The organism is Arthrobacter woluwensis (assembly GCF_900105345.1).
GTDB classification, from domain to species: Bacteria; Actinomycetota; Actinomycetes; order Actinomycetales; family Micrococcaceae; genus Arthrobacter_E; species Arthrobacter_E woluwensis.
In genome coordinates, this window is sequence record NZ_FNSN01000004.1 from 73,256 (window position 1) to 99,147 (window position 25,892).

The following is a 25,892-nucleotide window of genomic DNA, read 5'->3' on the forward strand; positions in this document are numbered from 1 at the left end:
CGGCACAGGATTTTTTCGCGCCGAATCCTGAAACAACAGTTTCTTTTCCCCGCAACCCGGAGTTAACTCTCTCTTGGTGGACTAGGCTACGGACCCCTCGCTTTCCTGCTGGCGGTCCGAGCCCTCAGTCCGCCACAGGACACCGGATCACACCCGATCTCTGGACAGAAAGAACCCCATGAATCACTCGCTTGCGAAAGCAACCTTGGGGAGTGCCCTGACCGCCGCGTTGATCGCGGCCCCCTTGGCGACCGCGCCGGCCTTCGCGCTGGTCAACACGGTCGCCACACCGGGCACCTCCTCCGTCATCATCGATGAGGCATATCTGAGCGGAGGCAGCGCAGGGGCTGCCTTCCGCAACAAGTTCGTGGAGCTGTACAACTCCTCGGACGCACCCGTCTCGCTGGACGGCTGGTCACTCCAGTACCGTTCCGGCACCGGGACCGCCGCCCCCAACTCCGTGACCGCCCTCCGCGGCAGCATCCCCGCCAAGGGGACGTTCCTCATCAAGGGCGGCAGCAACAACGCGGCGTCCACGGCGGCGGAGCTGCCCACACCGGACCAGGACGCGCCGTCGTTCAACCCGTCCGGCACCACGGGCACCGTCATCCTGGCCCGCCAGGCCACGGCTCTCAGCGGGCTCGGTACGGGCAGCCAGGTGGAGCCGACCAACGTGGCCGACCTCCTCGGCTACGGCACGAGCAACACGTACGAGGTCAAGGCGGCCACCGCGCCGTCGTCGAACACCGATGTCAAGGCGCTCACCCGCAGCAATCACGCGGACAGCAACGACAACTCGGCCGACTTCAGCCTGAGCACCTCGATCACCCCGACGCCGTCGGGCGGGACGGGCGGTCCGGACCCGACACCGACGCCCACCCCCACGCCGACCCCGACGCCGGGTGGCACCGCCACCATCGCGGAGATCCAGGGCACCGGCGCCACGAGCCCCCTCGTCGGCCAGAGCGTGACCACCAAGGGCAAGGTCACCGCCCGCTACTCCACGGGCGGCCTGAACGGCTACTACATCCAGACCCCGGGCACCGGCGGCGACCTGACCGAGGCCGACCACCAGGCCTCCGACGCCGTGTTCGTCTACTCGCCCGCCACGGTCGGCTCGGTCGCGATCGGCGACTACGTGCAGGTCTCCGGCACCGTCAGCGAGTACTTCGGCCAGACCCAGGTGAACGTCACGGACGCCGCCTCGCTGACCAAGCTCACCGACGCGGCCCCGGAGGTGAAGGCCACGCACTTCACCCTCCCGGCGAGCGAGACCTTCCGCGAGTCCCTCGAGGGCATGCTCCTCGCCCCGACCGGCGACTACACGCTCTCCGACAACTTCTACGCCAACCAGTACGGTGAACTGACCCTCGCCAGCGGCAAGACCCCCGCGGTCCAGCCCAACGCCGTGGCCCCGTACGGCACCGCCGAGAACAAGGCCGTGGCCGACGACAACCAGGCCCGCACCATCAAGCTGGATGACGGCGCCACCACGAACTTCCTCTCCAACGCCACCACCAAGGCGCTTCCGCTGCCCTACCTGACCACCAAGGACCCGGTCCGGGTGGGCGCCCCCGTGACGTTCAAGACCAACGTCATCCTGGGTTACGGCAACAACGCCTGGCGGCTGGAGCCCCTCGAGCACCTCACCCCGGCGAGCGCGGACACCGTGCAGCCGGTCTCCTTCGGCAACACCCGCGCGGATGTGCCGAACGCCGTGGGCGGCAACCTCAAGCTCGCCTCGTTCAACGTCCTGAACTACTTCCCGACCACCGGTGACAGCCTCAGCGGCTGCCAGTACTACACCGACCGCGACGGCGCTCCCGTCACCGTCAAGGGCGGCTGCGATGCCCGTGGCGCCGCGACCGCTGAGCACTTCAAGCGCCAGCAGGACAAGATCGTCGCCGCGATCAACAGCTCCGGCGCCGACGTGGTCACCCTCATGGAGGTCGAGAACTCCGCCAAGTTCGGCAAGACCCGCGACGACGCGCTGTCCAAGCTGGTCACCGCGCTCAACGACGCCAAGCCGGGCACCTGGGACTACGTCCGCAGCCCGTCGGCTCTGCCGCCGCTGAGCGATGAGGACGTCATCCGGACCGCCTTCATCTACAAGAAGGCCGTGGCCGAGCCCGTGGGCGAGTCCGTGATCCACAACGACACCACAGCCTTCGCCAGCGCCCGCAAGCCGCTCGCCCAGGTGTTCAAGCCCGTGGGCGGCACCCAGGCGCAGGAATTCATCGCCGTGGCCAACCACTTCAAGTCCAAGAGCTCCGCGGCCACCCCGGACGACACGGACAAGGGACAGGGCGCGTCCAACCTCGCCCGTGTCGCCCAGTCCAAGTCGCTGCTCGGCTTCGTGGACACCCTGACGAAGGACAAGGGCACCGACAAGGTCTTCCTGATCGGTGACTTCAACGCCTACAGCAAGGAAGACCCGCTGAACGTCCTCACCGACGCCGGCTACGTCGACCAGGACGGCAAGGCCAAGAACGCCGACGGCACCCAGAAGCACTCCTACGTGTTCAGCGGCCAGTCCGGTTCCTTGGACCACATCTTCGCGTCCCCGGAGGCCGAGAAGATGGTCAACGGCGCCGACATCTGGAACATCAACTCCGTGGAGTCCGTCGCGCTGGAGTACAGCCGCTGGAACTACAACGTCACCAACTTCTACGCTCCGGACCAGTACCGTTCCAGTGACCACGATCCCGTGATCGTGGGCCTGAACACCACCCCCGCGCCCACCAGCGCGAAGGTGAACCTCCTCGGCGTGAACGATTTCCACGGTCGCATCGACAACAACACCGTCAACGTCGCCGGCACCTTGGAGAAGCTCCGCGCCGCCGCCACCCCGGGCAGCACCGCCTTCGTCTCCGCCGGTGACAACATCGGGGCCTCCCTCTTCGCCTCCTCCATGGCGAAGGACCAGCCCACCATCGACGTGCTCAACACGCTCGGCCTCACCGCCTCCGCCGTGGGCAACCACGAGTTCGACGGTGGCTGGGCCGATCTGCGCGACCGCGTGATCGCGGGCGGGACCAACGCGAAATTCCCGTACCTGGGCGCGAACGTGTACAAGAAGGGCACGCAGGAACCGGCGCTGCCCGAATACGAGATCCTCGACCTCAACGGCGTGAAGGTGGCCGTGGTCGGCGCCGTGACCCAGGAGGTCCCCACGCTGGTCACCCCGGCCGGCATCGCCGACCTCGACTTCGGTGATCCGGTCGACGCCGTGAACCGCGTGGCCGCCAAGATCAAGGACGGCAAGCTCGCCGACGTGATCGTCGCCGAGTACCACGAGGGCGCCGGGGCCGGCACCCCGGACGGCGCGACCCTCCAGCAGGAGATCGCCGCGGGTGGCGCGTTCGCCAAGATCGTGACCGAGACCAGCCCGGCCGTCGGCGCCATCTTCACGGGCCACACCCACAAGGAGTACGCCTGGGACGGTCCCGTCCCCGGCCAGGACGGCAAGACCCGTCCCGTGGTCCAGACCGGCAGCTACGGCGCGAACATCGGCCAGATCGAGCTGACCGTGGACCTCGCCTCCAAGCAGGTCTCCGCGTACTCGGCCCGTAACGTCGCCCGCACCACGGACGCCGCCGCCGACCTCATCGCGGCCTACCCCCGCGTGAAGCAGGTGGACACGATCGTGAAGAAGGCACTCGCGGACGCCGCCGTCGTCGGCAATCAGCCGGTCGGCAAGGTGACGAAGGACATCACCACCGCGTTCACGAAGGACCCGACCACCGGCGCGCCGGTGCGTGACGACCGTTCCAGCGAGTCCACCCTGGGCAACCTGGTGGCCGACTCGCTGGTCGCCTCGCTCAAGGACCCGACCGTGGGCGGCGCCGAGATCGGCGTGGTCAACCCCGGCGGCCTGCGCAACGAGCTGTACTACGGCACGGACGGCACCATCACCTACGCCCAGGCCAATGCGGTGCTGCCGTTCGTGAACAACCTCTGGACCACGTCGCTCACGGGCGCCCAGTTCAAGACGCTCCTGGAGCAGCAGTGGCAGACCAACCCGGACGGCACCGTGCCGAGCCGCCCGTACCTGCAGCTGGGCCTCTCCAAGAACGTCAACTACACCTATGACGCCGCCCGCCCCGCGGGTGACCGCGTGACCTCCATCCAGGTCAACGGTCAGCCGCTGGATCCGGCCAAGTCCTACCGGATCGGGACGTTCAGCTTCCTGGCCACCGGTGGCGACAACTTCCGGGTCTTCAAGGACGGCGCCAACACCCGTGACTCCGGCCTGGTGGACCGCGACGCCTGGATGGCCTTCCTCAAGGCCAACTCCCCGGTGTCCCCGGACTTCGCCCGTCGCAGCGTGGCCGTCGTGAACTCGACCCCGGCCAGCGTGAAGGCCGGGGAGAAGATCCAGGCCGCGGTGTCGAAGCTGGATCTCACCTCGCTGGGCAGCCCGGTGAACACCTCGCTCGAGGCCACGTTCACCGACGCCGCCGGCAAGGTCACCGCACTGGGCGCCGTTCCCGTCTCGGGTGGCGCCGCCACCGTGAGCCTGGCCGTTCCGGCCGGCGCCGCGGCGGGTGCTGGCGTCCTGCAGCTGAAGGCCGCGGAGTCGGGCACGACGGTGAAGGTCAACGTCACCGTCGCCAAGACCGAGGTGCCGCAGCCGACCTGCACCAAGCCCGTTCCGCCAAAGCACTGGTGGGACGTGGCGGGTTGGGCCAAGTACGCCCTGGCGTGGATCGGTTACCTCACGTGCCTCGTGAAGGGCTGATCACCCCTCACCTGAGGTGACGACAAGGGCCGGTTCCGATCGCATTCCGCGATCGGAACCGGCCCTTGGTTCTGTCCTGAGCAGCGTGTTCGGAACGTGCTTCAGAACGTGCTGAGGACCGCCCGCGCGATCTCGTCGGCGTCGCGCAGAGTGCGCTGACCGCTGCGGAACAGCTCGGTGGGCTCGCCGTCCGGTCCGGCCGAGAAAGCCTCCGCCGCGATCGCCACGCCCCACTGCACGGCGGAGAGCTGGAGGCTGAGCACGTGCAGATCCTCCTGGACGTCGCCGTTGCCCGCCACCGCACGATACGGATGCGCGACGACGTCGAGACCGGACGCCTCCGTCGGGCCGCCCTCGGGCCTCATCATGAGCCGCGTGCGGACGAGCCCGTCCTCCAGGAGCTGACGGAGCAGGGGCGACGCCGCGGCGGACACCCGGTTGGCCGGGGCCAGGGCCTCCACCAGGGTCCGGGCCCGGACCTCACTGCCGTCCACCCACGGCGAGGAGGCCTGGAACAAGCCGGCCGCGCGGTCCACCGTGAAGCGCGGTTCCGGACCCACGAAGTGCACGACGCCGGCACGGGCCAGGGCGGCCAGCTGTTCGATGCGCAGGGCGGGCGGCCCGCTCGCCAGGCCTTCCACGAGGGACTCGAAGCGCCCCCGCAGTTCCGTCACCCAGGATTCCTCTGTGATCCCGCCGTCGGCCACCGCATCCTTCAGGAGCGAGCGGCCCGCGTGCAGGATGAGCACCGCGCTCTTGACCGGGTCCTTCTCCCCCGCGGCCGAGCGGCGCACGTCCTCGTCGAGAGTGCTCACCACCGCGGCGTCGAACGCGGCGGCGGAATCGAAGCGCTGCAGCGCGAAGGGGGCCGCGAGCGCCCGCAGGCTCAGACGCAGCCACTCGGGAACGCATCGCTCGATCAGCGCCGTGACGGGGACCATCCAGTCCTCCGGGCTGTGCGCATGCGGACGGAGCAGTTCCTCGAGCTGATCGAGGAACTCGGCCGCGTCCCGGATCGCGTTCGGATCGGAGGTGACCAGCGTGTCGTAGTAGGCCCAAAGCACATCACGCTGCAGCAGCGGCCACAGATCGTGACCGAAGCCGGGCTTCACGCCGGACCGCCGGAACCGTTGGACCGCGGACTCGGTGAGGTACCGGAGCTGGCGTTCCTTGGGGTAGTAGCTGGAGATCTGCGCCTTGGCCTTGTACGGACCGCCGCGGCGGCTCGCGGCGTGGATGACCGGCTCGTGGCCGCTCGGCAGGTAGTGGAGTCCGCCGTCGCGCCGTTCGAAGCGTCCGCCGCGCCCTTCGGTGAGCTGACCCATGACGTCGAAGAAGTTCAGGCCCATCCCGCGGACGAGGACGGGCTCGCCACCGGGCACGAGCGACCAGTCCACATCCGCCGGGCACGCGGGTGGGAAGTAGCTGAGGCCGAGGTCCTGCGCTGCGCGGTACAACTCACGCTGTTCCGGGTTGAGCTGGGCCGGGACATGGCCGAGAGCCAGCACGACGCGGTCCGCGGCGATGCTCCCCTCATGGAGTTCGACCACGAACCCGCGGTCCCCGGTCCGCCGGACGGCATGGGCCTCGGTCCGGTGGTGCACCGGATGGAAGCCCTCCAGGAGCGGGTCACTCTCGATCCGCCCGACGACGGCGGCGAGCGTCTCCTCGAGGTACCGCCCGTAGAGCGCGCGGCTGGGGAAGGCGTCGGGCCCGAGCGCGAGCAGCTCGGCCTGCTCTTCCTCGCTCAGCCGGTCCCGTGCGTCCGCGTGGCCCGCGGCGACGGCGGCACGCCACGCGTTGAAGCTGCCGCCCGCCAGGGGCGCCGCCAGGTCCGGGTCCTCGGGGATGAGGGTGGGGAAGAAGCTCTGGGTGTTCATGAGGAACAGCCGGGACTGGCCGGGCTGCCAGACGTGGCCGGAGCCGAGAGGGTACGGGTCCACGAGGTGCACTTCGAGACGGGCGCCGGCGTCGAGGGCGCCGTCCTCACGGCGGGCCTTCCAGTTGGCGGCCAGACGCTCCAGAACACTGCTGCCGCGCGGCCCAGCACCGATCACCACCACACGACGCACCGAATCCCCTGACATGGGATAAGCCTAATGGGCCGGGGCTCCCGCGGACGGCTCCGGCCGGTCCGGGGCGGGGACCACCGGGGCGCCGCCACAGGGCCCCGTGTGTCCTGCCGCGTCGACCCGGAGCGTTCCAACGCCAGCGCCTCTGTCTAGGATGAATCCATGACGGCACATGACGTGGTGGACGAGAACATCTGGCTGGAAGAGATCCATGGGGAGGGGCCGCTCGCCTGGGTGCGGGAGCAGAACGCCCGCACCCAGGAGGTCCTGGACGATGCCGAATTCCATCAGCTCCAGGAGCGCCTGCTCGAGGTCCTGGACTCGACGGACCGCATCCCGATGGTCGGCAAACGAGGCCGGTGGTACTACAACTTCTGGCGGGACGGCGAGCACCCCAAGGGCCTGTGGCGGCGCACGACCTGGGAGAGCTACCTGACGGCCACCCCGGAATGGGACGTGCTGCTCGACCTCGACGCGCTGGCCGCCGAGGAAGGCGCGGAGTGGGTCTGGCACGGCGCCACGTTCCTCCGCCCGGCGCCGGGCGACGAGTGGCGTCACGCGATGATCGGCCTCTCCCCCGACGGCGGCGACGCCGTCACGTACCGCGAGTTCGACCTCGAGACCCGGAACTTCCTGCCGGACGGTTTCGTGCTGCCCACGGCCAAGGGCCACGTGAGCTGGGAGGACGAGAACACCCTCCTCGTCAGCACGACGGCGGAAGGCCGCCCCGCGACGCAGTCCTCCTACCCGCGGACGAGCGCCCGCTGGCGCCGGGGCACGCCGTTGTCGGACGCGGAGCAGCTCTTCGACGTCCCGGACGACCACATGCTCTCCTCCGTCTCGCACGATTCGACGCCCGGTTTCGAACGACTGGCCGCGGTGGACTACGTCGACTTCTTCAATGACGAGATCTCGCTGTGGCGGGACGGGGCATGGGTCCGGATCGAGAAGCCGGGCACTGTCAGCACGGCCTGGCACCACGAGTGGATCCTGTTCCGGCCGCGCGATCCCTGGACCGTGGGCGGAGCCGAGTACGCCGCCGGCTCGCTCCTGGTCGCACGCCTCGACGACTGGCTGGACGGCTCCCGTGAACTCACCGTCCTGTTCGAACCGGATTCCCGGACCTCTCTGCAGTCCTACAGCTGGACCCGGAACCACCTCCTCCTGAACCTGCTCGTGGACGTGTCCTCGCAGATCCGGGTCCTGACGCCCCCGGCCGGCGGCGAGGCCACGGACGACGGCGCCGGCGGCGAGTGGCCCTCGGACCTCCTGGACGCCTGCCCGCCGCTGCACGACGTGAACGCCTACGCGGTCGATGACGAGGATGAGACGGACGGCGACGACTACTGGCTCGTGGCCACCGGTTTCCTCACGCCCACGACTCTGACGCGCGGGACGGTCGGCGGCGATCACGCGGAGATCAAGCGCGCGCCGTCGTTCTTCCAGGAGGACGACTACGCCGTCGAGCAGCATTTCGCCGTCTCCGCGGACGGCACGCGCGTCCCGTACTTCCAGGTGGCCCGCAAGGACCTGGTGCTGGATGGCAGCAATGTCACCCAGCTGAGCGGCTATGGCGGATTCGAGGTCTCCCGGACCCCCGCTTACAGCGGCGTCGTGGGCCGCGGGTGGCTGGAGCGTGGCGGCGTCTACGTGGTGGCCAACATCCGTGGCGGCGGCGAGTACGGACCCTCCTGGCACACCGCCGCCCTGCAGGAGAAGCGCCACCGCGCGTATGAGGATTTCGCCGCCGTCGCGAAGGATCTCGTGAACCGGGACGTGACGTCGCCGCGGCTGCTGGGCTGCGCGGGCGGCTCCAACGGCGGTCTCCTGGTGGGCAACATGCTGACGCAGTACCCCGAGCTCTTCGGCGCGGTGTCCTGCGGAGTGCCGCTCCTGGACATGCGCCGCTACACGAAGCTGTCCGCGGGCGCGTCCTGGATCGCCGAGTACGGCGACCCCGAGGACCCCGAGCAGTGGGAGTTCATCAAGACGTTCTCGCCGTATCACCTGCTGCGCGACGCCGTCGACTACCCGCATTCCTTCATCTGGTCGAGCACGTCGGACGACCGGGTGGGGCCCGTCCAGGCCCGGAAGATGGCGGCGCGGATGCAGGCGATGGGTGTGCCGAACGTCTGGTACCACGAGACCATCGAGGGCGGCCACGCCGGCGCCTCCGACAACCGCCAGGCCGCGGCGCTTCAGGCCCGCAACCAGCACTTCCTGTGGAAGGCGCTGACGGGTCAGCTGCCGGGCTGAGCCGCGAGGGCTTCTGCCTGAGGCGGGCGCCCACGGGGCGTGTTCCGGCGGCTCCGGAACACGCTCCGGCGCCGTCCGGCCGCCGCTTCCCGGTCGTCTCGCGGGCGACGGCGGGAGGGGCCGCGTCGTTTTGCGTTGCGGCGGGCGCTTCGGTACTCTTGCATGGCTAGCAAATAGCGAGGAGACGTGCCAGAGCGGCCGAATGGACTTCACTGCTAATGAAGGGTCGGGGTTAAACTCGACCGGGGGTTCAAATCCCCCCGTCTCCGCCAATCGAGCCCCGGGAAACCGGGGCTCTTTTGTTTGCCCGGCGACACCGGAACACTGCGATGCAGCCGAGTTCGGGGGTCCGTTCCGGAGCCGGTGGCTGCAGCCACCTGCTGTGGAACGGACCCCCGAACTCGCCGCGACGAGTCACGCGGACCGATCCGTCACGCGAATTGCACGACGACGCCGCGAGCCCCCAGCGCGGAGTCCTTCCCCGTTGCTTCGCCCTCCGCCGCCGGACGGCCTTCCAGCCCCTCGACGCTCTCGCTCAGAGTCACGTTGAGGACGTCCTCGGCATCCTGGGCCCAGCCGGCGACGGTCGCCCCACCGAGGGCCTGGACCTCCGCGACCTTTCGGGACAGCGGGATCCTGACGCCATCGGCGGGACCGTCGAGGGTGATCAGGTGGAGCCGGCCGGGCGTCCCGGCGTCGGCGGGCGTCTCGGTCAGCCACCACGTGGTGCCGCCGTCGTCCCAGCTCTCGGCGAGACCATTGCCGGGGATCAGGCCCTCGGTCACGGCGCGGGTCCCGTACAGGGCCGGTCCAAACTCCTCGAGCCAGGTTCCGATGACCTCGAGTGCCTCACGGATGGATGGCGGGATCGCGCCGGTGGGATCCGGGCCGACGCCCAGCAGGAGATTCCCACCCCGGGCGACGACCTTGACCAGCATGTCGACCACCTCCCGGGGGTCCTTGGCCTGCTCGTCCGGGGAGAGAGACGTCCAGTTGTCCGAAAGCGTCACGCACGATTCCCACGGGTAGGACGGGCGGTGATCCGGGATCCGCTGCTCCGGCGTGCGATAGTCCTCGTTCGGCCCGTGGACTTCCCGGTCGACCACGAGAATGCCCGGCTGGAGTTCCCGCGCCCGAGCGGCGATCCGGTCGATGTCGATGGGCTCGAACGGTGCGAAGACCCATCCGGCGTCGAGCCAGAGCACGTTGACGGGTCCGTAGCCGGTGAGGAGCTCCTCGATCTGGGCGTGGGTGAAGTCCACGAAGCTCTGCCAGCGCTCGGGGTCCGCCTCGGCGTCGTAGTTGTGGAAGCGGTCCACGGTGTCGCCGTCCGGTGACCAGTAGCCCGGGTGATTCCAGTCCGCCTTCGAGAAGTACACGCCGGTCTCCAGGCCCTGGGAGCGGAAGGCCTCGAACGTCTCGGCGAGGACGTCGCGGCCCAGGGGGACGTCCTCCGCGGTGACCTTGAAGTCCGAGTGGGCGGTGTCGAACATGTTGAAGCCGTCATGGTGCTTGGACGTGAACACGAGGTACTTCGCCCCCGCCGCACGGGCGAGCGCGGCCCAGTCCTCAGGATCGTAATCCTGTCCCGCGAAGGCCGTGCGGGCGGCTTTGTACTGCTCTTCCCAGGCATCGTCGTCGCCCTGGAATCCGGCCGGCAGGAGCATCATCTCCTCGTCGCGGGACCGGCAGAGCGTCCAGCTGTCTCCGAGGCCCTGGGAGGTGTAGATCCCCCAGTGCATGATGATGCCGAACTTGTGATCCTGCCAGTCCTCCAGACGGGCACGGCTGAGAGGATCGGCCGGGAAGCTGTAGCCGGGGTCGTGCGCATCGACGACCGCACCGGCCGCCAGGCTGGGCTTGAGGGTGGGAAGGGACGCGTGGCCCTCATCGAGAGGGGAAGATGTGTGCTCAGTCACGATCACTATCCTTCCTCTTGAATCAGCTCCCGTCACCCCTTCGGGAGAATAAGTCGCCGATTCACAGCTTCCGCCCGGCCGTGCTCAGCCCGCGAGCGCGAGCACGAACGGCAGCACCGCGCCGGCCCCGGCCTGACGGAGGGAGCGCCCGGCCACGACCACGGTCCAGCGGGTGTCCACCGAGTCGTCCACGAGGAGGATCGTGGCGCCAGGGTGCGCCGCCAGGAATTCCTCGATCTGAGGTGTCGGCCCGAAGCGATCCCAGACCTCGGCCAGTCGATAGGCGCTGTTGCCGCGACGGCCCGCGCCACCCATCGAATGACGGACGCCGAGCGATCCCAGGTAAGGCATACGTCCGATCTCCGCGAGCCCGGTGGCGACGGATTCGATCAGCTGTGGGCGCTTCTGGGACGGCACGGAGACCACGGCGAGCGGGCGGTCCTGTCCGCTCCAGGGATCGATACCACGCCCCTCCGGGCGGCCCCAGTCACGGAGCACGGCGACGCAGGCCCGGAGCATGTCCTCCCGCACGGGGGCGTCCTCCGCGCTCTCGGCGAGCGCCTCCCGCAGGGGGCCGCCCCACCCCAGATCACTCAGGCGGGCGAGCGCCCGGCCCTCGGCCACGGCTTCAGCGGGCGGGATCTTTCCCTTCACCGGGACGCCCAGCCGGTCCATCCCGGTGGGCCACAGGGCGCGGGTCTCGACCACGGCCCCCACCTTGTCCAGTTCGGCCGCGGCGGCGTTGAGGGCCTCCCGGCTGACCCCGCTGGGGTACCAGGGCCCGGCGCAGTTGTCACAGCGACCGCAGGCATGCGCGTCAGGGTCGTCCAGGACCGAGGTGATGAACTCCATCCGGCACCCGGCGGTCTCCTGGTAGATCACCATGAGGTCCTGTTCCTGCACACGGGCCTCGGCGATGCGGGCGTACCGCTCGGCGTCGTAGAACCAGCCCTTGCCGGTGGACTGCCAGCCGCCCTGCACGCGCTCGACCGCCCCGTCCACGGCCAGGACCTTCAAGAGGAGCTCCAGCCGCGAGCGCCCCAGGTCCACGCGGGGTTCAAGAGCGGGACTGGACAACGGCTTGGGCGAGGCGTCCAGGGCGTCCAGCACCGCCATGGCCTTCTCCTGCTCCGGCATGGACGCCGTGGCGAAGTACTTCCAGATCTCGCGGTCTTCCGCACCCGGGAGCAGGAGGACATCGGCGTTGGCGCCGCCACGGCCGGCACGGCCCACTTGCTGGTAGTACGCCACGGGAGAGCTGGGGGCGCCGAGGTGGACCACGAAACCGAGATCCGGCTTGTCGAAGCCCATGCCCAGCGCCGAGGTGGCCACGAGGGCCTTGACCTGATTGTCCTTCAGCCGCTGTTCCGCGAGTTCGCGTTCCGCCGTGTCCGTCTTCCCGCTGTACGACAACACCTCGTAGCCGCGTTCGGACAGCATCCGCGCCGTCTCCTCCGCGGCGGAGACGGTGAGGGTGTAGATGATGCCGCTGCCGGGCAGATCCTTGAGGTGCTCGGCGAGCCAGGCGAGGCGCGCGGTGTTGTCCGGCAGCTTGAGGACGCCCAGGCGCAATGAATCACGACCCAGGGTGCCCCGGATGGTGAGCACGTCCGTGCCGAGCTGCTCCTCGATGTCATGCACCACGCGGGAGTTGGCGGTGGCCGTGGTGGCGAGGACCGGGACGTCACCGGGCAACTGCCGGATCAGGTCCGCGATGCGCCGGTAGTCCGGACGGAAGTCGTGCCCCCAGTCGGAGATGCAGTGCGCTTCGTCCACCACCAGCAGACCCGTGCGGCGGATAAGCTCAGGGAGCTCGCGTTCCCGGAACGCCGGATTGACGAGCCGTTCCGGGGAGACGAGCAGGACATCCACGTCGTCCGCCGCGAGGCGGGCCGAGACATTCTCCCAATCGAGCTGGTTGGCGGAGTTGATCGCCACGGCCCTCACCCCGGCGCGCGCCGCGGCTTCGACCTGGTCCCTCATGAGCGCCAGCAACGGCGACACGATCAGCGTGGGGCCCGCACCACGACGCCGCAGCAGCAGCGATGCCACGAAGTACACCGCGGATTTGCCCCAGCCGGTGCGCTGGACCACGAGGGCCCGGCGCGAATGATCGACCAATGCTTCGATGGCCTCGAACTGGCCCCGGTGGAACTCGGCATCCGGATTGTTCACCAGGTCCCTCAGAACCTGGACGGCCTCCTGATAGCTCCTGCTCTGGGTGTGCACCGCGTTCGTCTCAGCCATGGTCCCCAGTATTCCGCACGGACTACCGGCCCGCGCCCCGGGTGGTCCCGTATGTGGACAAGGACACGTGCCGGGACCTCACCGCGGGCGAGGCCCAGGCCGGCCCATCGGCACAGCGACCGACAGCCCCACATCGGCCCCGCCCCGCGACAGGCCTTCCCGGTTCAGCCCCGCGAACTCCGCATGGCACGGACGTGCTGCACGGCGGGATCCGCGGCCAGCTCCGCATAGCGCTCGGAGCCGAGCGGGACGAGGGCGACGCGGCCGTCGTCGTCGTGGTGGATGCCCCAGCCGTAGCGCTTGGCCAGCGGCGAGGCCCGCAGGCAGGGCTGACCCTTGGAGAAGAAGGCGGCGCGGGCTTCGGGCCATTCCTCCGGAGGAATCCCGGTCCGTTCCGCGTGGATCCGGAAGAGCAGGTCGTCCGAGGTCAGCTGGTACGGGGCCTCGTCGATCAATTCGAATTGGCGCTGGGCCATGGTCGGCTTCGCCCGGGCTGCGGGCACCTCCGCGGACACGACCGGGCAATCTTCGGCGACTTCGATGAAGGTGGTCCGGTAATTGGTGGTGTGGCCGTCCTCGGTCTTCATACCGCCATTGTGCCGCGCGGTCATCCACAGGAGAAGGAAAAACCACCGGCGTCTACGTAAACTAGGCGGGTGACTGAACAGCAGCAGAGCATCGACCTTTCCCCATCCTTCAAGGCCTACGACGTGCGTGGCCTGGTGGGCGAGACCATCACGGCCGAGATCGTGGAGGCCGTCGGCGCCGCCTTCGTCGATGTTCTGGGCCTGGCCGGACAGACCATCCTGGTGGGCGGGGACATGCGTCCGTCCTCCCCCGAGTTCGCGCAGAAGTTCGCCGAGGGCGCCGCGGCGCGCGGCGCCAACCCGCAACTCCTGGGGCTCATCTCCACGGACGAGCTCTACTTCGCCTGCGGCGCCCTCGACGCCGCCGGCGCCACCTTCACCGCCAGCCACAACCCTGCGGCGTACAACGGCATCAAGATGGCCAAGGCCGGCGCCGTGCCGATCTCGTCGGAGACCGGCCTCCAGGAGATCCAGCACGCCGCCGAGGAGTACCTCGCCGCCGGCCTGATCCCGTCCGTCGAAGCTCCGGGCGCCATCACCGAGCGGGACGTCCTCAAGGACTACTCCGAGTACCTGCGCCGGCTGGTGGACCTCTCCGGGATCCGCCCGCTCAAGGTCGTGGTGGACGCGGGCAACGGCATGGCCGGCCTGACCACCCCGGCCGTCCTCGGCTCCGAGCTGCTGAGCCCGCTGCCGCTGGACATCACCCCCCTGTACTTCGAGCTGGACGGCACCTTCCCCAACCACCCGGCGAACCCGCTGGAGCCGGAGAACCTGGTGGACCTGCAGAAGGCCGTGGTCGAGCACGGCGCGGACATCGGCCTGGCCTTCGACGGCGACGCCGACCGCTGCTTCGTCATCGACGAGAAGGGTGAGCCGGTCTCCCCCTCCGCCATCACGGGCATGGTCGCCCGCCGCGAGATCGCCCGTGCCAAGGCACTCGGCGAGGAGACCCCGGTGATCATCCACAACCTGCTCACCTCCCTCGCGGTGCCGGAACTCATCGAGCACGACGGCGGCCGCGCCGTCCGCACGCGCGTGGGCCACTCCTTCATCAAGGCCGTCATGGCCGAGGAAGGCGCCGTGTTCGGCGGCGAGCACTCCGCGCACTTCTACTTCCGCGACTTCTTCAATGCCGACACCGGCATGCTGGCCGCCATGCACGTTCTGGCGGCTCTCGGCGAGCAGGACGGTCCGCTGTCCGAACTGGCCCGCGAGTACGAGCCGTACGTCTCCTCCGGCGAGATCAACTCGGAGATCGAGGACAAGGCCGGCGCCGTCGCACGGGTCCGCGCCGACTTCGAGGGTGAGGGCGTCACCGAGGACACCATGGACGGCAGCACGTTCAGCGCCGCCGACGGTTCCTGGTGGTTCAACCTGCGCCCGTCCAACACGGAGCCCTTCCTGCGCCTGAACGCCGAGGCCAAGGACGCCGAGACCATGGCGAAGGTCCGGGACCGCGTCCTGGCGCTCGTCCGCCGCTGACCCCGGAGCGCGGCGCTCCTCTGCACCGCGTCGCCGGACGACAAGCTCTCGAGTGGGGCCCGGAAACGGGCCCCACTCGCATGTCAGCCGGTCGTCACAATCCCCACGTCTGATATCCCGGACAGTGTCACCCGTCACAAGGCCTCCCGCGTCGCCCGCGTGCGATGTCCTGGTGTGAGAGCTTTCACGGCCCACACGTTCAAAGGAGATCGTGCCCATGACTTCATCCAGTACCGGACTGCGGCGAGGCCTCAACGCCCGCCACATCCGCTTCATCGCCCTCGGTTCCGCGATCGGCACCGGCCTGTTCTACGGATCCTCAGCAGCGATCCAGGCCGCCGGCCCGGCCGTCCTCTTCGCCTATCTGGTAGGCGGCGCCGTCGTCTTCATGGTGATGCGCGCCCTCGGCGAGATGGCGGTCCGGCACCCCGTGGCCGGCTCGTTCGGCCAGTACGCCTCCCGGTACCTCGGCCCCTACTCCGGCTTCCTGACCGGGTGGACCTACGTCTTCGAGATGTTCGTGGTCGCCCTGGCCGACGTCACGGCCTTCGGGGTGTACATGGGCTTCTGGTTCCCGAACGTCGAACGGTGGGTGTGGATCCTGTCGGCCGTGTTCATCATCGCGGCGGTCAACCTGGTGAGCGTCAAGGTGTTCGGTGAGCTGGAGTTCTGGTTCTCGATCATCAAGATCACGGCCATCATCGCCATGATCGTGGGCGGCATCGCCATCATCGTCTTCGGCCTGAACAACCAGCACGAGAACGCGGCCGGCCTGCACAATCTCTGGGACCAGGGCGGCTTGACCCCCAACGGCCTCTGGGGCCTGCTCAGCTCGTTCACCATCGTCATGTTCGCCTTCGGCGGCACCGAGGTCATCGGCATCACGGCCGGTGAGGCCCAGGACCCGAAGAAGGTCATCCCCAAGGCCATCAACTCGGTGCCCGTGCGCATCCTCTTCTTCTACATCCTGACGCTCGGGATCATCATGACCCTCCAGCCTTGGAACACCATCAACGGCGAGGCGAGCCCCTTCGTCTCCATCTTCAGTTCGCTGGGACTGACCGGCGCGGCGCACGTGCTCAACGCCGTCGTCATCACGTCCGCCCTGTCCGCCATCAACGCGGACATCTTCGGCGCGGGCCGCATGCTGCACGGCCTGGCGCAGCAGGGCCAGGCCCCCAAGGCCTTCATGAAGACCAGCAAGAGCGGGGTGCCGTTCCTGACGGTCCTCGCGATGGTCGCGTCGCTCCTGCTGGGCGTTCTGCTGAACATCTGGTTCCACGACCAGATCTTCTTCCTGATCGCCGCCCTGGCCACGTTCGCCACCGTGGTGGTGTGGCTTGTCATCCTCCTCTCCCACGTCCGGATGAAGGCGGAGATCAAGCGGGACGGCATGCTCCCGTCCGAGTTCCCGGTGCCCCTGTGGCCGACGGGCAGCTACCTGGCCATCGGTTTCATCGTGTTCGTGATCGTGATGATCGGAGTGCTGCCGGACTCCCGGCCGGCGCTCCTGATCGGCGCCCTGTGGATCGCGATCCTGACCGCGGTGTACTTCCTCTTCCTCAAGGGCTCCGGCCGCACCCGGATCGAACTGGTCGATGAGACCGGCTTGCTCCCGGTCGTCGATCCCGCCGGGGACACGACCACTCCGGTCCCGGTGCACAACGCACCCTGACGGACCCCGGCCTTCCGCCATCAGCGCCGAAGCCCTCCCGCGCGATCCGCACGGGAGGGCTTCGGCGTCGCGCCCCTCTTCTCCTGAGGCGCGGTCCGTGATGCCATGGACCCATGACCTTCACCACAGCCCACATGTCCGTGTCCCTGGACGGCTTCGTCGCCGGCCCGGATCAGAGTCTGGAGAACCCGCTCGGCAAGGGCGGTCCCCTGCTGCATCGCTGGCACATCGGACCGGAAGAGGAACGCCACGAGGTCGACGCCGACTGGACCGCCCGCCTGCTCCGTCCCCGGGGCGCCTACGTGATGGGCCGGAACATGTTCGGCCCCGTGCGCGGGTCCTGGGCCACGATGCCGGACTGGCGCGGCTGGTGGGGCGAGGAGCCGCCGTATCACGCGCCCGTGTTCGTCCTGACCCATCACGAGCACGACCCGATCGAGATGGAGGGCGGCACCACCTTCCACTTCGTCACGGAAGGTTTCGCCCGCGCCCTGGAGCTCGCCCGGGAAGCCGGCGACGGCGACGTCGACATCGCGGGTGGCGCTTCGGCCGTGCGGCAGGCGCTCGAGGCCGGAGAGCTGGACGAACTCACGCTGGACATCGCGCCCGTGGTGCTCGGCGCGGGTGAGTCGATCTTCCCGGCGGACTCCTCCGGCTACCGCCTGGAGATCGTCGAGACGGCCGGTTCACCCGTCAGCACCCACGTCCGGTACCGGGTGGTGCGTCAGGCCTGATCCTCACCGCCGGCCCGCGCCCTGAACAGCCACCCGCCCGACGATCCGTCAGGGCGTCGTCACAGCGTGGCGGGCCGCTACAGCGTGGCGGCCTCGGCGTCGTCGTAGGCGTCCCGGGCGGCGAGGATCTGCCCCGCATGGGCTTCGGCCCAGATGCGGACGGCGTCCAGCGGCCCCAGCAGGCCCTCCCCGAGAGGCGTGAGACGGTACTCGACCCGGACGGGCACCTCGGCGAAGACCTCACGGTCCACCAAGCCGTCACGCTCCAGGGCGCGGAGGGACTGGGTCAGGACTTTGGGGCTGACTCCGTCCACGACCTGCCGGATCTCCCCGAAACGACGCGCTCCGCCCTTGAGGGCCTGGAAGATGAGCGGGGTCCACTTGTCCCCGATGCGCTGCAGGACCAGGCGCGAGGGGCAGTTCTGGTCCATGACGTCGAAGGGCAAAGTATCCATGAGGTAACTATATGACGTTGAAGTACTTGCTTTCCAATGGATACTGTTGATTCATCAAGCAGCACGACAGCTACAGAAATGAGGACATCATGAAGATCGCCGTCTACGGTGCCACCGGAATGGTCGGAAGCCAGATCGTCAACGAGGCTCTCAGCCGCGGCCACGAGGTCACCGCCGTGACCCGCCAGGGCGTCGACGTCGAGGGCACGACCGCCGTCGCCGCCGAGTTCAGCGACACCGCGACCCTGGAGCGCCTCGCCCAGGAGAACGACGTCGTCGTCATCTCCATCCCCACCCCGCGCAATGGCGACTCCCACGAGCCCATCCTGCAGGCGCACCGCGATCTCATCGCCGCCCAGCCGGACGCCCGCGTGTACGTGGTCGGTGGCGCCGGTTCCCTCATGGCCGACGTGACCACCCGCCTGGTCGACGCCATGGGCTTCCCGGAGGCGTACCGCGCCGAGGCCCAGAGCTTCACCACCATCCTCGGCCTGTACGAAGCCGCGCCGGAGGGTCTGGACTGGACCATGCAGTCCCCCGCCCCCGAGATCGCCCCGGGCGAGCGCACCGGCAAGTACCACGTGGAGCGCGATTCCATCGCCGGCCCGTTCATCTCCACCCAGGACTTCGCCGTCGCCGCTCTCGACGAGATCGAGAACCCGCAGTTCCGCCGTGCGCGTTTCAACGCCGCCAACTGAGTCCACACCCCTCCCGCGAGGGAACAGCTGAGGCCCTTTCCCACCCCGGGAAGGGGCCTCAGCTGTTCCCTCGCGGAGCATGCAGCACGTGGGGCAGGACGAAACGCCCGTCCACCCGCTCGATCCTCCACGAGCCGCAGTCCTCGCACCGCTCGTAGAGGACCACCCCCTCGGACGTGGAGTGCCGGGACCGGATGGCCCAGAGATGGTCGGGGGTCTCGGCCTGCACGGCCGGCTGAAGCGCTGTTCTGGTGTCCATGAACCCAGCCTGATGTAATGGCCTTATGCATCTCAACCCTTACGGGGAGTATGCCGTCCTCCTGGCCGCCTCCCTCGCCAACGACTGGCCGGCCGACCGCGACGGCATCGTGTCCCGCACGCGCGACTTCGGCATGACGATGGATTTCCCCGAGGAGCCCGGGGACCACGCCCGGCTCAGGGTCGCCCTCGATGAGTGGCTCGACGTGGTGGACACGGCCGACGGACCGTCGCGGGCGCGCCTCCTCAACCGGATCATGGCGGACGAAGCGGCGTACCCCCATCTCACGGACCACGACGGCGAGGGGTGGCATCTCCACTACCGCGACGACGACAAGGGCCTCCCGAGCACCCTGAGAGCCGTCTTCGCGGTCGGCACCGCCCTGCACCTGACGACGCGCGGCATGCACCGGCTGTCCCGGTGCGCCGCCGGGACGGACGTCGACGGCGAGTGCCGGAACGTCGTCGTCGACGTCTCACGCAACGGCACGCAGAAGTACTGCTCGGTGCGCTGCGCGAACCGCGCCGCCGTCCGTCGGCACCGCGCCGCCCGCCGCTGAACCCGCCCACCAGCGCCGCGAGGGAACAGCTCGTGCCCGCAAAGAGTCATCTTGCGGGCACGAGCTGTTCCCTCGCGGGGACGCCGGGCGGCCGGACCTAGAAGAGCTGCCGCCAGTTGGTCCGGGCCAGATCCAGCAGCTCATCGCCGCGGCCCGACATGACCGTGCGCAGGGCGTACAGCGCGAAACCCTTCGCCTGTTCCAGCGACACCGACGGCGGCACGGACAGTTCCTGCCGCGCGGTGACGACGTCGATCAGGGCCGGGCCGTCATAGGCGAGAGCCTCCTGCACGGCGCCTTCCAGGTCCTCCGCGTTCTCCACGCGGATGCCCTTGATGCCCAGCGCCTCGGCCACGGCCGCGAAGTTCGGGTTGGAGAGCCCGGTACCGAAGTTCACGAAGCCCGCGGCCTTCATCTCCAGCTCCACGAAGTTCAGCGAGGAGTTGTTGAAGACCACCAGCTTGACCGGGAGCTTGTTCTGCGTGAGCGTGATGAGCTCGCCCATCAGCATGGTCAGGCCGCCGTCGCCCGCGAGCGCGACCACCTGACGCTCCGGCTCCAGGGCGGCGGCGCCGATCCCGTGAACCAGGGCGTTGGCCATGCTGCCGTGGTTGAACGAGCCGATCAGGCGCCGCTTCCCGTTCATCGTCAGATACCGCGCGGCCCACACGACCGGCGAGCCGACATCCGCGGTGAACACGGCGTCGTCGGCCGCAAGACGGTCCACGACCCGCGCCACGTACTGCGGGTGCAGCGGCTGGCCCTTCCGGGTGGGGCTCGCGAGTTCGTCGAGCTTCGCCCGGGTCTTCACGTAGTGCTTCCGCGCCGAGTCCAGGTGCGAACGGTCCGTCTTGCGCTCCAGCAGGGGCAGCAGCGCCTGGGCCGTGTCCTTGGCCGTGCCCACCAGGCCGAGGTCCAGACGGGTCCGGCGGCCGAGTTGTTCACCCCGCACGTCGACCTGGATCACCTTGGCGTGATCCGGATAGAACTGCTGGTACGGGAAGTCGGTGCCCAGCATGAGCAGGGCGTCGCAGTCCTCCATGGCGCGGTAGCCGGAGGCGAAGCCGAGGAGACCGGTCATCCCGACGTCGAAGGGGTTGTCGTATTCGATGAACTCCTTGCCGCGCAGCGCGTGCACGATCGGAGCTCCGAGGGCGTCCGCCAGCGCCACGACCTGCTCGTGGGCGCCCCGGACACCGGCGCCGGCAAGGATGGTGACCTTGGACGCGGAGTTCAGGATTCCTGCGGCCTCCCGCAGTTCCGGCTCGGACGGGACGATCCGCGGCTCGGTCTTCCGGATGATCGAGACGGCCTCGCTCGCCGCCTGCGCCAGCGCGACGTCACCCGAGATGACGACCACCGCGACGCCCCGCTTCTCGATGGCGGTCCGCATCGCGATGTCCAGGATGCGCGGCATCTGCGAAGGATCGGTGACCTGCTCCGCGTAGACGCTGCACTCCCGGAAGACCTCCTGCGGGTGCGTCTCCTGGAAGTAGTTGGAGCCGATCTCGCTGGTGGGGATGTGAGCCGCGATCGCCAGGACCGGGACGCGCGACCGGTTGGCGTCGTAGAGACCGTTGATGAGGTGCAGATTGCCGGGGCCGCAGGAGCCGGCACACACGGCGAGTTCGCCGGTGAGCGCCGCCTCGGCCGCCGCCGCGAAAGCCGCGGCCTCCTCGTGCCGGACGTGCACCCACTCGATCGAGGGCGTCTCACGGAGCGCGTCGGTGAAGCCGTTCAGAGAGTCACCGGGGATGCCGTAGACGCGGTGGACGCCGTTGGCGGCAAGGGTGTCGACAATGTTCTTTGCGATGGTTGCCATGCTTCCGACCCTACGGCCCGGTCACGTCCCGCGGAACCCCGGCCGTGCGACTCGTTCCTCACAGTTCCCTGTGACGCGCTGGACACCGCGCTCCGCCGCGCGGCTGGGCGCACGACGACGACGGCCCGGCCCGGGTGTGCCGGGGAACCGATGCGCGGGTGCAGGGCCGGCCTCCGGGTCACCCCTGCCCGGCGGGCTCCGGAGTCCGGTCGCCACCGCGAGGCGGGACTTCGGCGATCCCGGCCGGGGCTGAAGCCAGCACCGGGTCCGGGCCCGGGGAGGCCACGGCGCCGGCCGTCGTCGTCACGGCCGGCGTCGTCGCGGGCGCCATCGCGGCCGTCGGCACCACATCACCCGCTGAACGGCCCCGCCGCGCCAGGAGCGCCCCACTTGACTGCGAGACGGCCACGCCGGCGAGCAGCACCGCGCCGCCCACCAAGTCCCAGACGCCGGGGATCTCGCCGAAGGCGAGCCAGCCGGCCAGCATGGCGACCGGCGGGACCAGGAGCGTGAAGGGCGCCACTTGAGCCGCGGGGTACTTCTGCAGCAGTCCGTTCCAGACCGTGAACGCCAGGAGGGTCGAGACCAGGACCGTGAACGCCGTGCTCGCCCAGGCCACCGGGCCCATCGTGGCGAGCGCCCGGACCGGGGCGGCGGGGCCGTCCAGGACCATGGACAGCGCGAACAGCGGGACCGGGACCACCGCCGCGGACCACACGACCAGGGAGAACGGCTTGGCACCCCGGGCCGAACGGGACACCACATTGCCGAGACCCCAGGACAGACCGCCCGCGAGCCCGAGCAGCAGAGGCAGCACATCCGCGGAAGCACCCCGGCCCAGCACCACGATCCCCAGGCCCAGCACCCCTGCGGCGATCCCCAGCAGCTGCACCCGGCCGGGCCGTTCCCCGAGGAGCAGCGCGGCGAGCAGGACGGTGAAGAGGACCTGGCTCTGCAGGATGAGCGGGGCCAGGCCCGAGGGCAGCCCCAGGTGCATCGCCAGGTAGATGAAGCCGAGATGCCCCGCGCTCATGAACAGCCCCACGCCCACCACGGTCCACCACGGGACCCGCGGCCGCGGGACGAAGAGCATCAAGGGGAACGCCACCAGGGCGAAGCGGAGCGCGGCGAAGGTCAGGGGCGGGACATCGCGGAGGCCCGCTTCGATGGCGACGAAGTTGACGCCCCAGATCAGCGCGACGAGCAGGGCCAGCAGGACATGACGGGTTTTCACCTCTTCATCGTGTCGCGGGCGAGCCTTTAGCACCAGCGTTGATTCCTACCGCAGATTCGGTAGCATTTCTGCATGATCGATCTCCAGGCGCTGCAAGCGCTCGTCGCGGTCCACCGGACCGGCAGCGTGGCCGCCGCGGCCACCGAACTCGGCTTCACTCCGTCCGCAGTCTCCCAGCAGATCAAGAAGCTTGAACGCCACTCGAAAGCCGCGCTCTTGGAGCGCCATGGCCGCGGGGTGCTCCTGACCGAACGCGGCCGGGCCCTCGTCGAGCACGGTGGCCGGATCCTCTCCGAGCTCGAGGAGATGGAGTCGATCCTCACCGCCGGCGAGCAGCCGAAGGGCACGTTCACGGTCGCCAGCTTCTCCACCGCGGCCCGAGGGCTGCTGGTCAGCGTCGCGGCCCGACTGGCCGAGGAGGCCCCGGAGATGCGTCTGGAGATCGTCGCCGTGGATCCGGCCGAGGCGGTCGGCAAGGTGGCCCACGGGGACGTCGACCTCGCGGTCGTCCACGACTGGAACTCCGTGGCCTTGGAGATCCCCGGGAACGTCGTGCTGGAGCCGCTCTGCAACGACGTCGCGGACATCATGCTGCCCTCCACCCACCGGCTGGCCGCCCTCGACGCCGTTCCCCGCGCCGCCCTGCTGCAGGAGACCTGGTGTTCGCAACCGCGCGGGGCGATCTGCCATGAGGCACTGCTGCGGCTCCTGGCGAGCGAAGGAGCCACCCCGCGCATCGCCTTCATCGACCCGGACTTCGCGACGCATCTGGAGTTCGTGGCACAGGGCCTCGCGCTCGCCTTCGTGCCGCGCCTGGGCCGGGGCGCCCTGCCCGCCGGGGTCGTGGCCAGACCCCTCGCCGGAGAACAGGCCCACCGTTCCGTCTCGGCGGCGTACCGGCAGACCATGTCCGCGAGCCCGGGGGTTCAGCTCCTCGTCCGGCTCCTGCATGAAGCGGCGGACGCCGCCTGGCCCTGAGCACGACGGCCCGGGCGGACAGCCCGCCGCGCGCCCCGGCGAGCGAGCCGCCGTCGTCGCCGCTGACCTCGCTGCGGGACGTCTCACCTCGCTGCCGCGCGCAGCGGACTCAGCCCGGGAACAGCGAGGTCAGTGAACCACCGCCCGGATTCCACACCCCGGAAACGCCAAGACCCCCGGAGATCCGGGGGTCTTGGCGTCAGCACGGCTCACGGCCGTGGAGGTTCATTCAGGAAGCGAGGCGGCTCTTCAGCCCGTCCAGCTCGGCGCGGAGGTCCGCGGGAAGGGCCTCACCGAAGTTGGCGTACCAGTCCTCGATGCTCGCGGCCTCGACCTCCCACTCCTCCGGGCGGAACGCCAGAGCGGCGTCCAGTTCCTCGGCGGAGACGTCCAGGCCGTCGGTGTCCAGGGAGCCGGCCGTCGGCACGAAGCCGATCGGGGTCTCGACGGCGTCGGCCTTGCCCTCGATGCGCTCGATGGCCCACTTCAGCACGCGGGAGTTCTCACCGAAACCGGGCCACGCGAAGCCACCCTCGGGAGTGCGGCGGAACCAGTTGACCAGGAAGATCTTCGGCAGCTTCTCCGGGTTCGCCTTGGCGGACAGCGAGATCCAGTGCTTCAGGTAGTCGCCGGCGTTGTAGCCGATGAACGGCAGCATGGCCATGGGATCGCGGCGCACCACACCGACGGCACCGGCCGCGGCGGCCGTCGTCTCGGAGGAGAGCGTGGAGCCCATGAAGATGCCGTTGGTCCAGTCGCGGGCCTCGGTCACCAGCGGGATGGTGGTCTTGCGGCGTCCGCCGAACAGGATGGCATCCACCTGGACGCCCTCGGGAGCGAAGTACTCCTCGGCGAGCATGTCGATCTGGTCGATCGGGGTGCAGAAGCGCGAGTTCGGGTGCGCTGCCGGGCGGCCCGACTCGGGGGTCCAGTCGTTACCCTGCCAGTCGGTCAGGTGCGCCGGGGTCTCGTCGGTCATACCCTCCCACCAGACACCGCCGTCGTCGGTCAGGGCGACGTTGGTGAAGATGCTGTTGCCCTTGGCGATGGCGCGCATGGCGTTGGGGTTGGTGCCCCAGCCGGTGCCGGGAGCGACGCCGAACAGGCCTGCCTCCGGATTCACGGCCCGGAGCTCACCGTCCTTGCCGAAGCGCATCCAGTTGATGTCATCGCCGAGGGTCTCGACCTTCCAGCCCTTGATGGTGGGGTCGAGGAGCGCGAGGTTGGTCTTGCCACACGCGGACGGGAAGGCCGCCGCCACGTGGTAGTCCTTGTTCTCCGGGCTGGTGAGCTTGAGGATCAGCATGTGCTCGGCGAGCCAGCCCTCGTCCCGGGCCATCACCGAGGCGATGCGCAGGGAGAAGCACTTCTTGCCCAGCAGCGCGTTCCCGCCGTAGCCGGAACCGTACGACACGATCGAGCGCTCCTCCGGGAAGTGCACGATCCACTTGTCCGGGTTGCATGGCCAGGCGACGTCCTTCTGACCGGGCTCTAGCGGAGCGCCCACGGAGTGCAGCGCGGGGACGAAGAAGGCGTTCGTGGCGGTCAGCTTGTCCAGCACGTCGGTGCCGATGCGCGCCATGATGCGCATCGAGGCGACCACGTAGGCGGAGTCGGTGATCTCGACGCCGAACTTGGGGTCCTCGGCGTCAAGGTGACCCATGACGAACGGGATGACGTACATGGTGCGGCCACGCATGGAGCCGGCGAAGAGGGTGTTGAGCTTCCCCTTCATCTCGGCGGGGGCCATCCAGTTGTTGGTGAAGCCGGCATCGGCCTCCTTCTCGGAGCAGATGAAGGTCTGCTCTTCCACGCGGGCCACGTCGGCCGGATCGGAGAAGGCGGCGAAGGAGTTCGGGAAGGTCTCCGGGTTGAGGGGGACCAGGGTGCCGGCCTCGACCAGTTCAGTGGTCAGGCGTGCGTACTCTTCTTCGGAACCGTTCACCCAGTAGATGGAGTCCGGCTGCGTCAGTTCTGCCACTTCCTCGACCCAGGCCAGAAGCTTCTGGTGGGTGGTGGGGGCGTCAGCTGTCAGGCGAGACGTCGTCAGATTTCCCATAGTGAGTCCTTTTCGATGGGTTCCTGGGCGGGTGTCTCAATCGTAGGTATGGACCACTGGACGGATTTTCAGCAATATTTGACGGGGAAGCCTCGTTCGGGACGTTTTCCGT

The 25,892-nt window shown here is 69.1% G+C and carries 17 protein-coding genes and 1 tRNA gene; 9 read left to right on the plus strand and 9 right to left on the minus strand.

What is annotated here, in order from left to right; translation table 11 throughout:
• Positions 1-178: 178 nt before the first annotated feature.
• Entirely contained in the window at positions 179-4,741 is a 4,563-nt protein-coding gene (locus tag BLV63_RS15975) for an ExeM/NucH family extracellular endonuclease (RefSeq protein WP_066214945.1), read from the plus strand.
• A 101-nt stretch (positions 4,742-4,842) separates the two neighbouring features.
• On the opposite strand, the gene BLV63_RS15980 is transcribed toward BLV63_RS15975, so the two are convergent.
• Positions 4,843-6,828 (minus strand): FAD/NAD(P)-binding protein, encoded by a 1,986-nt coding sequence (locus BLV63_RS15980; RefSeq protein WP_066214943.1) that lies wholly within the window; start codon positions 6,826-6,828, stop codon positions 4,843-4,845.
• A 147-nt stretch (positions 6,829-6,975) separates the two neighbouring features.
• On the opposite strand from BLV63_RS15980, the gene BLV63_RS15985 reads away from it, so the two are divergent.
• Together BLV63_RS15985 and BLV63_RS15990 are read left to right on the plus strand one after the other, a co-directional pair.
• A complete protein-coding gene (locus BLV63_RS15985; protein ID WP_066214941.1) occupies positions 6,976-9,069 on the plus strand; it encodes a prolyl oligopeptidase family serine peptidase in 2,094 nt (697 codons plus the stop codon).
• Between the two features lie 180 nt (positions 9,070-9,249).
• Positions 9,250-9,341: transfer RNA gene (locus BLV63_RS15990), tRNA-Ser, on the plus strand.
• Positions 9,342-9,500: 159 nt separating this feature from the next.
• On the opposite strand, the gene BLV63_RS15995 is transcribed toward BLV63_RS15990, so the two are convergent.
• The 3 genes from BLV63_RS15995 to BLV63_RS16005 all read right to left on the minus strand — a co-directional run bounded on the left by BLV63_RS15995 (position 9,501) and on the right by BLV63_RS16005 (position 13,822).
• Positions 9,501-10,988, minus strand: coding sequence for an alpha-L-fucosidase (locus tag BLV63_RS15995; RefSeq protein WP_169795523.1), 1,488 nt, complete (start codon positions 10,986-10,988; stop codon positions 9,501-9,503).
• Positions 10,989-11,072: 84 nt separating this feature from the next.
• Positions 11,073-13,235, minus strand: coding sequence for a RecQ family ATP-dependent DNA helicase (locus BLV63_RS16000; protein WP_066214934.1), 2,163 nt, complete (start codon positions 13,233-13,235; stop codon positions 11,073-11,075).
• Positions 13,236-13,399: 164 nt separating this feature from the next.
• Positions 13,400-13,822 (minus strand): DUF6157 family protein, encoded by a 423-nt coding sequence (locus BLV63_RS16005; RefSeq protein WP_066214932.1) that lies wholly within the window; start codon positions 13,820-13,822, stop codon positions 13,400-13,402.
• Positions 13,823-13,891: 69 nt separating this feature from the next.
• Here BLV63_RS16005 and BLV63_RS16010 point away from each other — a divergent pair, with 69 nt between their 5' ends.
• The 3 genes from BLV63_RS16010 (at position 13,892) to BLV63_RS16020 (ending at position 17,716) form a co-directional block, all read left to right on the plus strand.
• The gene (locus tag BLV63_RS16010; RefSeq protein ID WP_066214930.1) at positions 13,892-15,307 is read left to right on the plus strand and encodes a phosphomannomutase/phosphoglucomutase; all 1,416 of its coding nucleotides are present in this window, start codon (positions 13,892-13,894) and stop codon (positions 15,305-15,307) included.
• Positions 15,308-15,524: 217 nt separating this feature from the next.
• Positions 15,525-16,982 carry an amino acid permease gene (locus BLV63_RS16015; protein WP_066214928.1) on the plus strand — a complete coding sequence of 486 codons (1,458 nt, stop codon included), beginning with the start codon at positions 15,525-15,527 and terminating at the stop codon, positions 16,980-16,982.
• Positions 16,983-17,095: 113 nt separating this feature from the next.
• Positions 17,096-17,716, plus strand: a complete 621-nt coding sequence (locus BLV63_RS16020) for a dihydrofolate reductase family protein (RefSeq protein ID WP_066214926.1) — start codon at positions 17,096-17,098, stop codon at positions 17,714-17,716.
• A gap of 77 nt (positions 17,717-17,793) precedes the next feature.
• On the opposite strand, the gene BLV63_RS16025 is transcribed toward BLV63_RS16020, so the two are convergent.
• On the minus strand, positions 17,794-18,171 hold the full coding sequence (locus tag BLV63_RS16025; RefSeq protein ID WP_066214924.1) for a winged helix-turn-helix transcriptional regulator: 378 nt from the start codon (positions 18,169-18,171) through the stop codon (positions 17,794-17,796).
• Positions 18,172-18,260: 89 nt separating this feature from the next.
• On the opposite strand from BLV63_RS16025, the gene BLV63_RS16030 reads away from it, so the two are divergent.
• The gene (locus BLV63_RS16030) at positions 18,261-18,869 is read left to right on the plus strand and encodes an NAD(P)-dependent oxidoreductase (protein WP_066214921.1); all 609 of its coding nucleotides are present in this window, start codon (positions 18,261-18,263) and stop codon (positions 18,867-18,869) included.
• A 58-nt stretch (positions 18,870-18,927) separates the two neighbouring features.
• Here the strand turns inward: BLV63_RS16030 and BLV63_RS16035 are convergent, their stop codons facing one another.
• The gene (locus BLV63_RS16035) at positions 18,928-19,128 is read right to left on the minus strand and encodes a hypothetical protein (protein ID WP_066214920.1); all 201 of its coding nucleotides are present in this window, start codon (positions 19,126-19,128) and stop codon (positions 18,928-18,930) included.
• A 25-nt stretch (positions 19,129-19,153) separates the two neighbouring features.
• On the opposite strand from BLV63_RS16035, the gene BLV63_RS16040 reads away from it, so the two are divergent.
• Positions 19,154-19,687: a CGNR zinc finger domain-containing protein gene (locus BLV63_RS16040; protein WP_066214918.1), complete on the plus strand. Its 534-nt coding sequence runs from the start codon at positions 19,154-19,156 to the stop codon at positions 19,685-19,687.
• Positions 19,688-19,784: 97 nt separating this feature from the next.
• Here the strand turns inward: BLV63_RS16040 and poxB are convergent, their stop codons facing one another.
• Both poxB and BLV63_RS16050 read right to left on the minus strand, forming a co-directional pair.
• Entirely contained in the window at positions 19,785-21,509 is a 1,725-nt protein-coding gene (poxB, locus tag BLV63_RS16045) for a ubiquinone-dependent pyruvate dehydrogenase (protein WP_066214916.1), read from the minus strand.
• Between the two features lie 178 nt (positions 21,510-21,687).
• Positions 21,688-22,743 carry an EamA family transporter gene (locus BLV63_RS16050; protein ID WP_066214915.1) on the minus strand — a complete coding sequence of 352 codons (1,056 nt, stop codon included), beginning with the start codon at positions 22,741-22,743 and terminating at the stop codon, positions 21,688-21,690.
• A 72-nt stretch (positions 22,744-22,815) separates the two neighbouring features.
• On the opposite strand from BLV63_RS16050, the gene BLV63_RS16055 reads away from it, so the two are divergent.
• Entirely contained in the window at positions 22,816-23,721 is a 906-nt protein-coding gene (locus tag BLV63_RS16055; protein ID WP_066214914.1) for a LysR family transcriptional regulator, read from the plus strand.
• 229 nt (positions 23,722-23,950) lie between these two features.
• On the opposite strand, the gene BLV63_RS16060 is transcribed toward BLV63_RS16055, so the two are convergent.
• Positions 23,951-25,780, minus strand: coding sequence for a phosphoenolpyruvate carboxykinase (GTP) (locus BLV63_RS16060; RefSeq protein ID WP_066214912.1), 1,830 nt, complete (start codon positions 25,778-25,780; stop codon positions 23,951-23,953).
• Between the last annotated feature and the right edge of the window lie 112 nt (positions 25,781-25,892).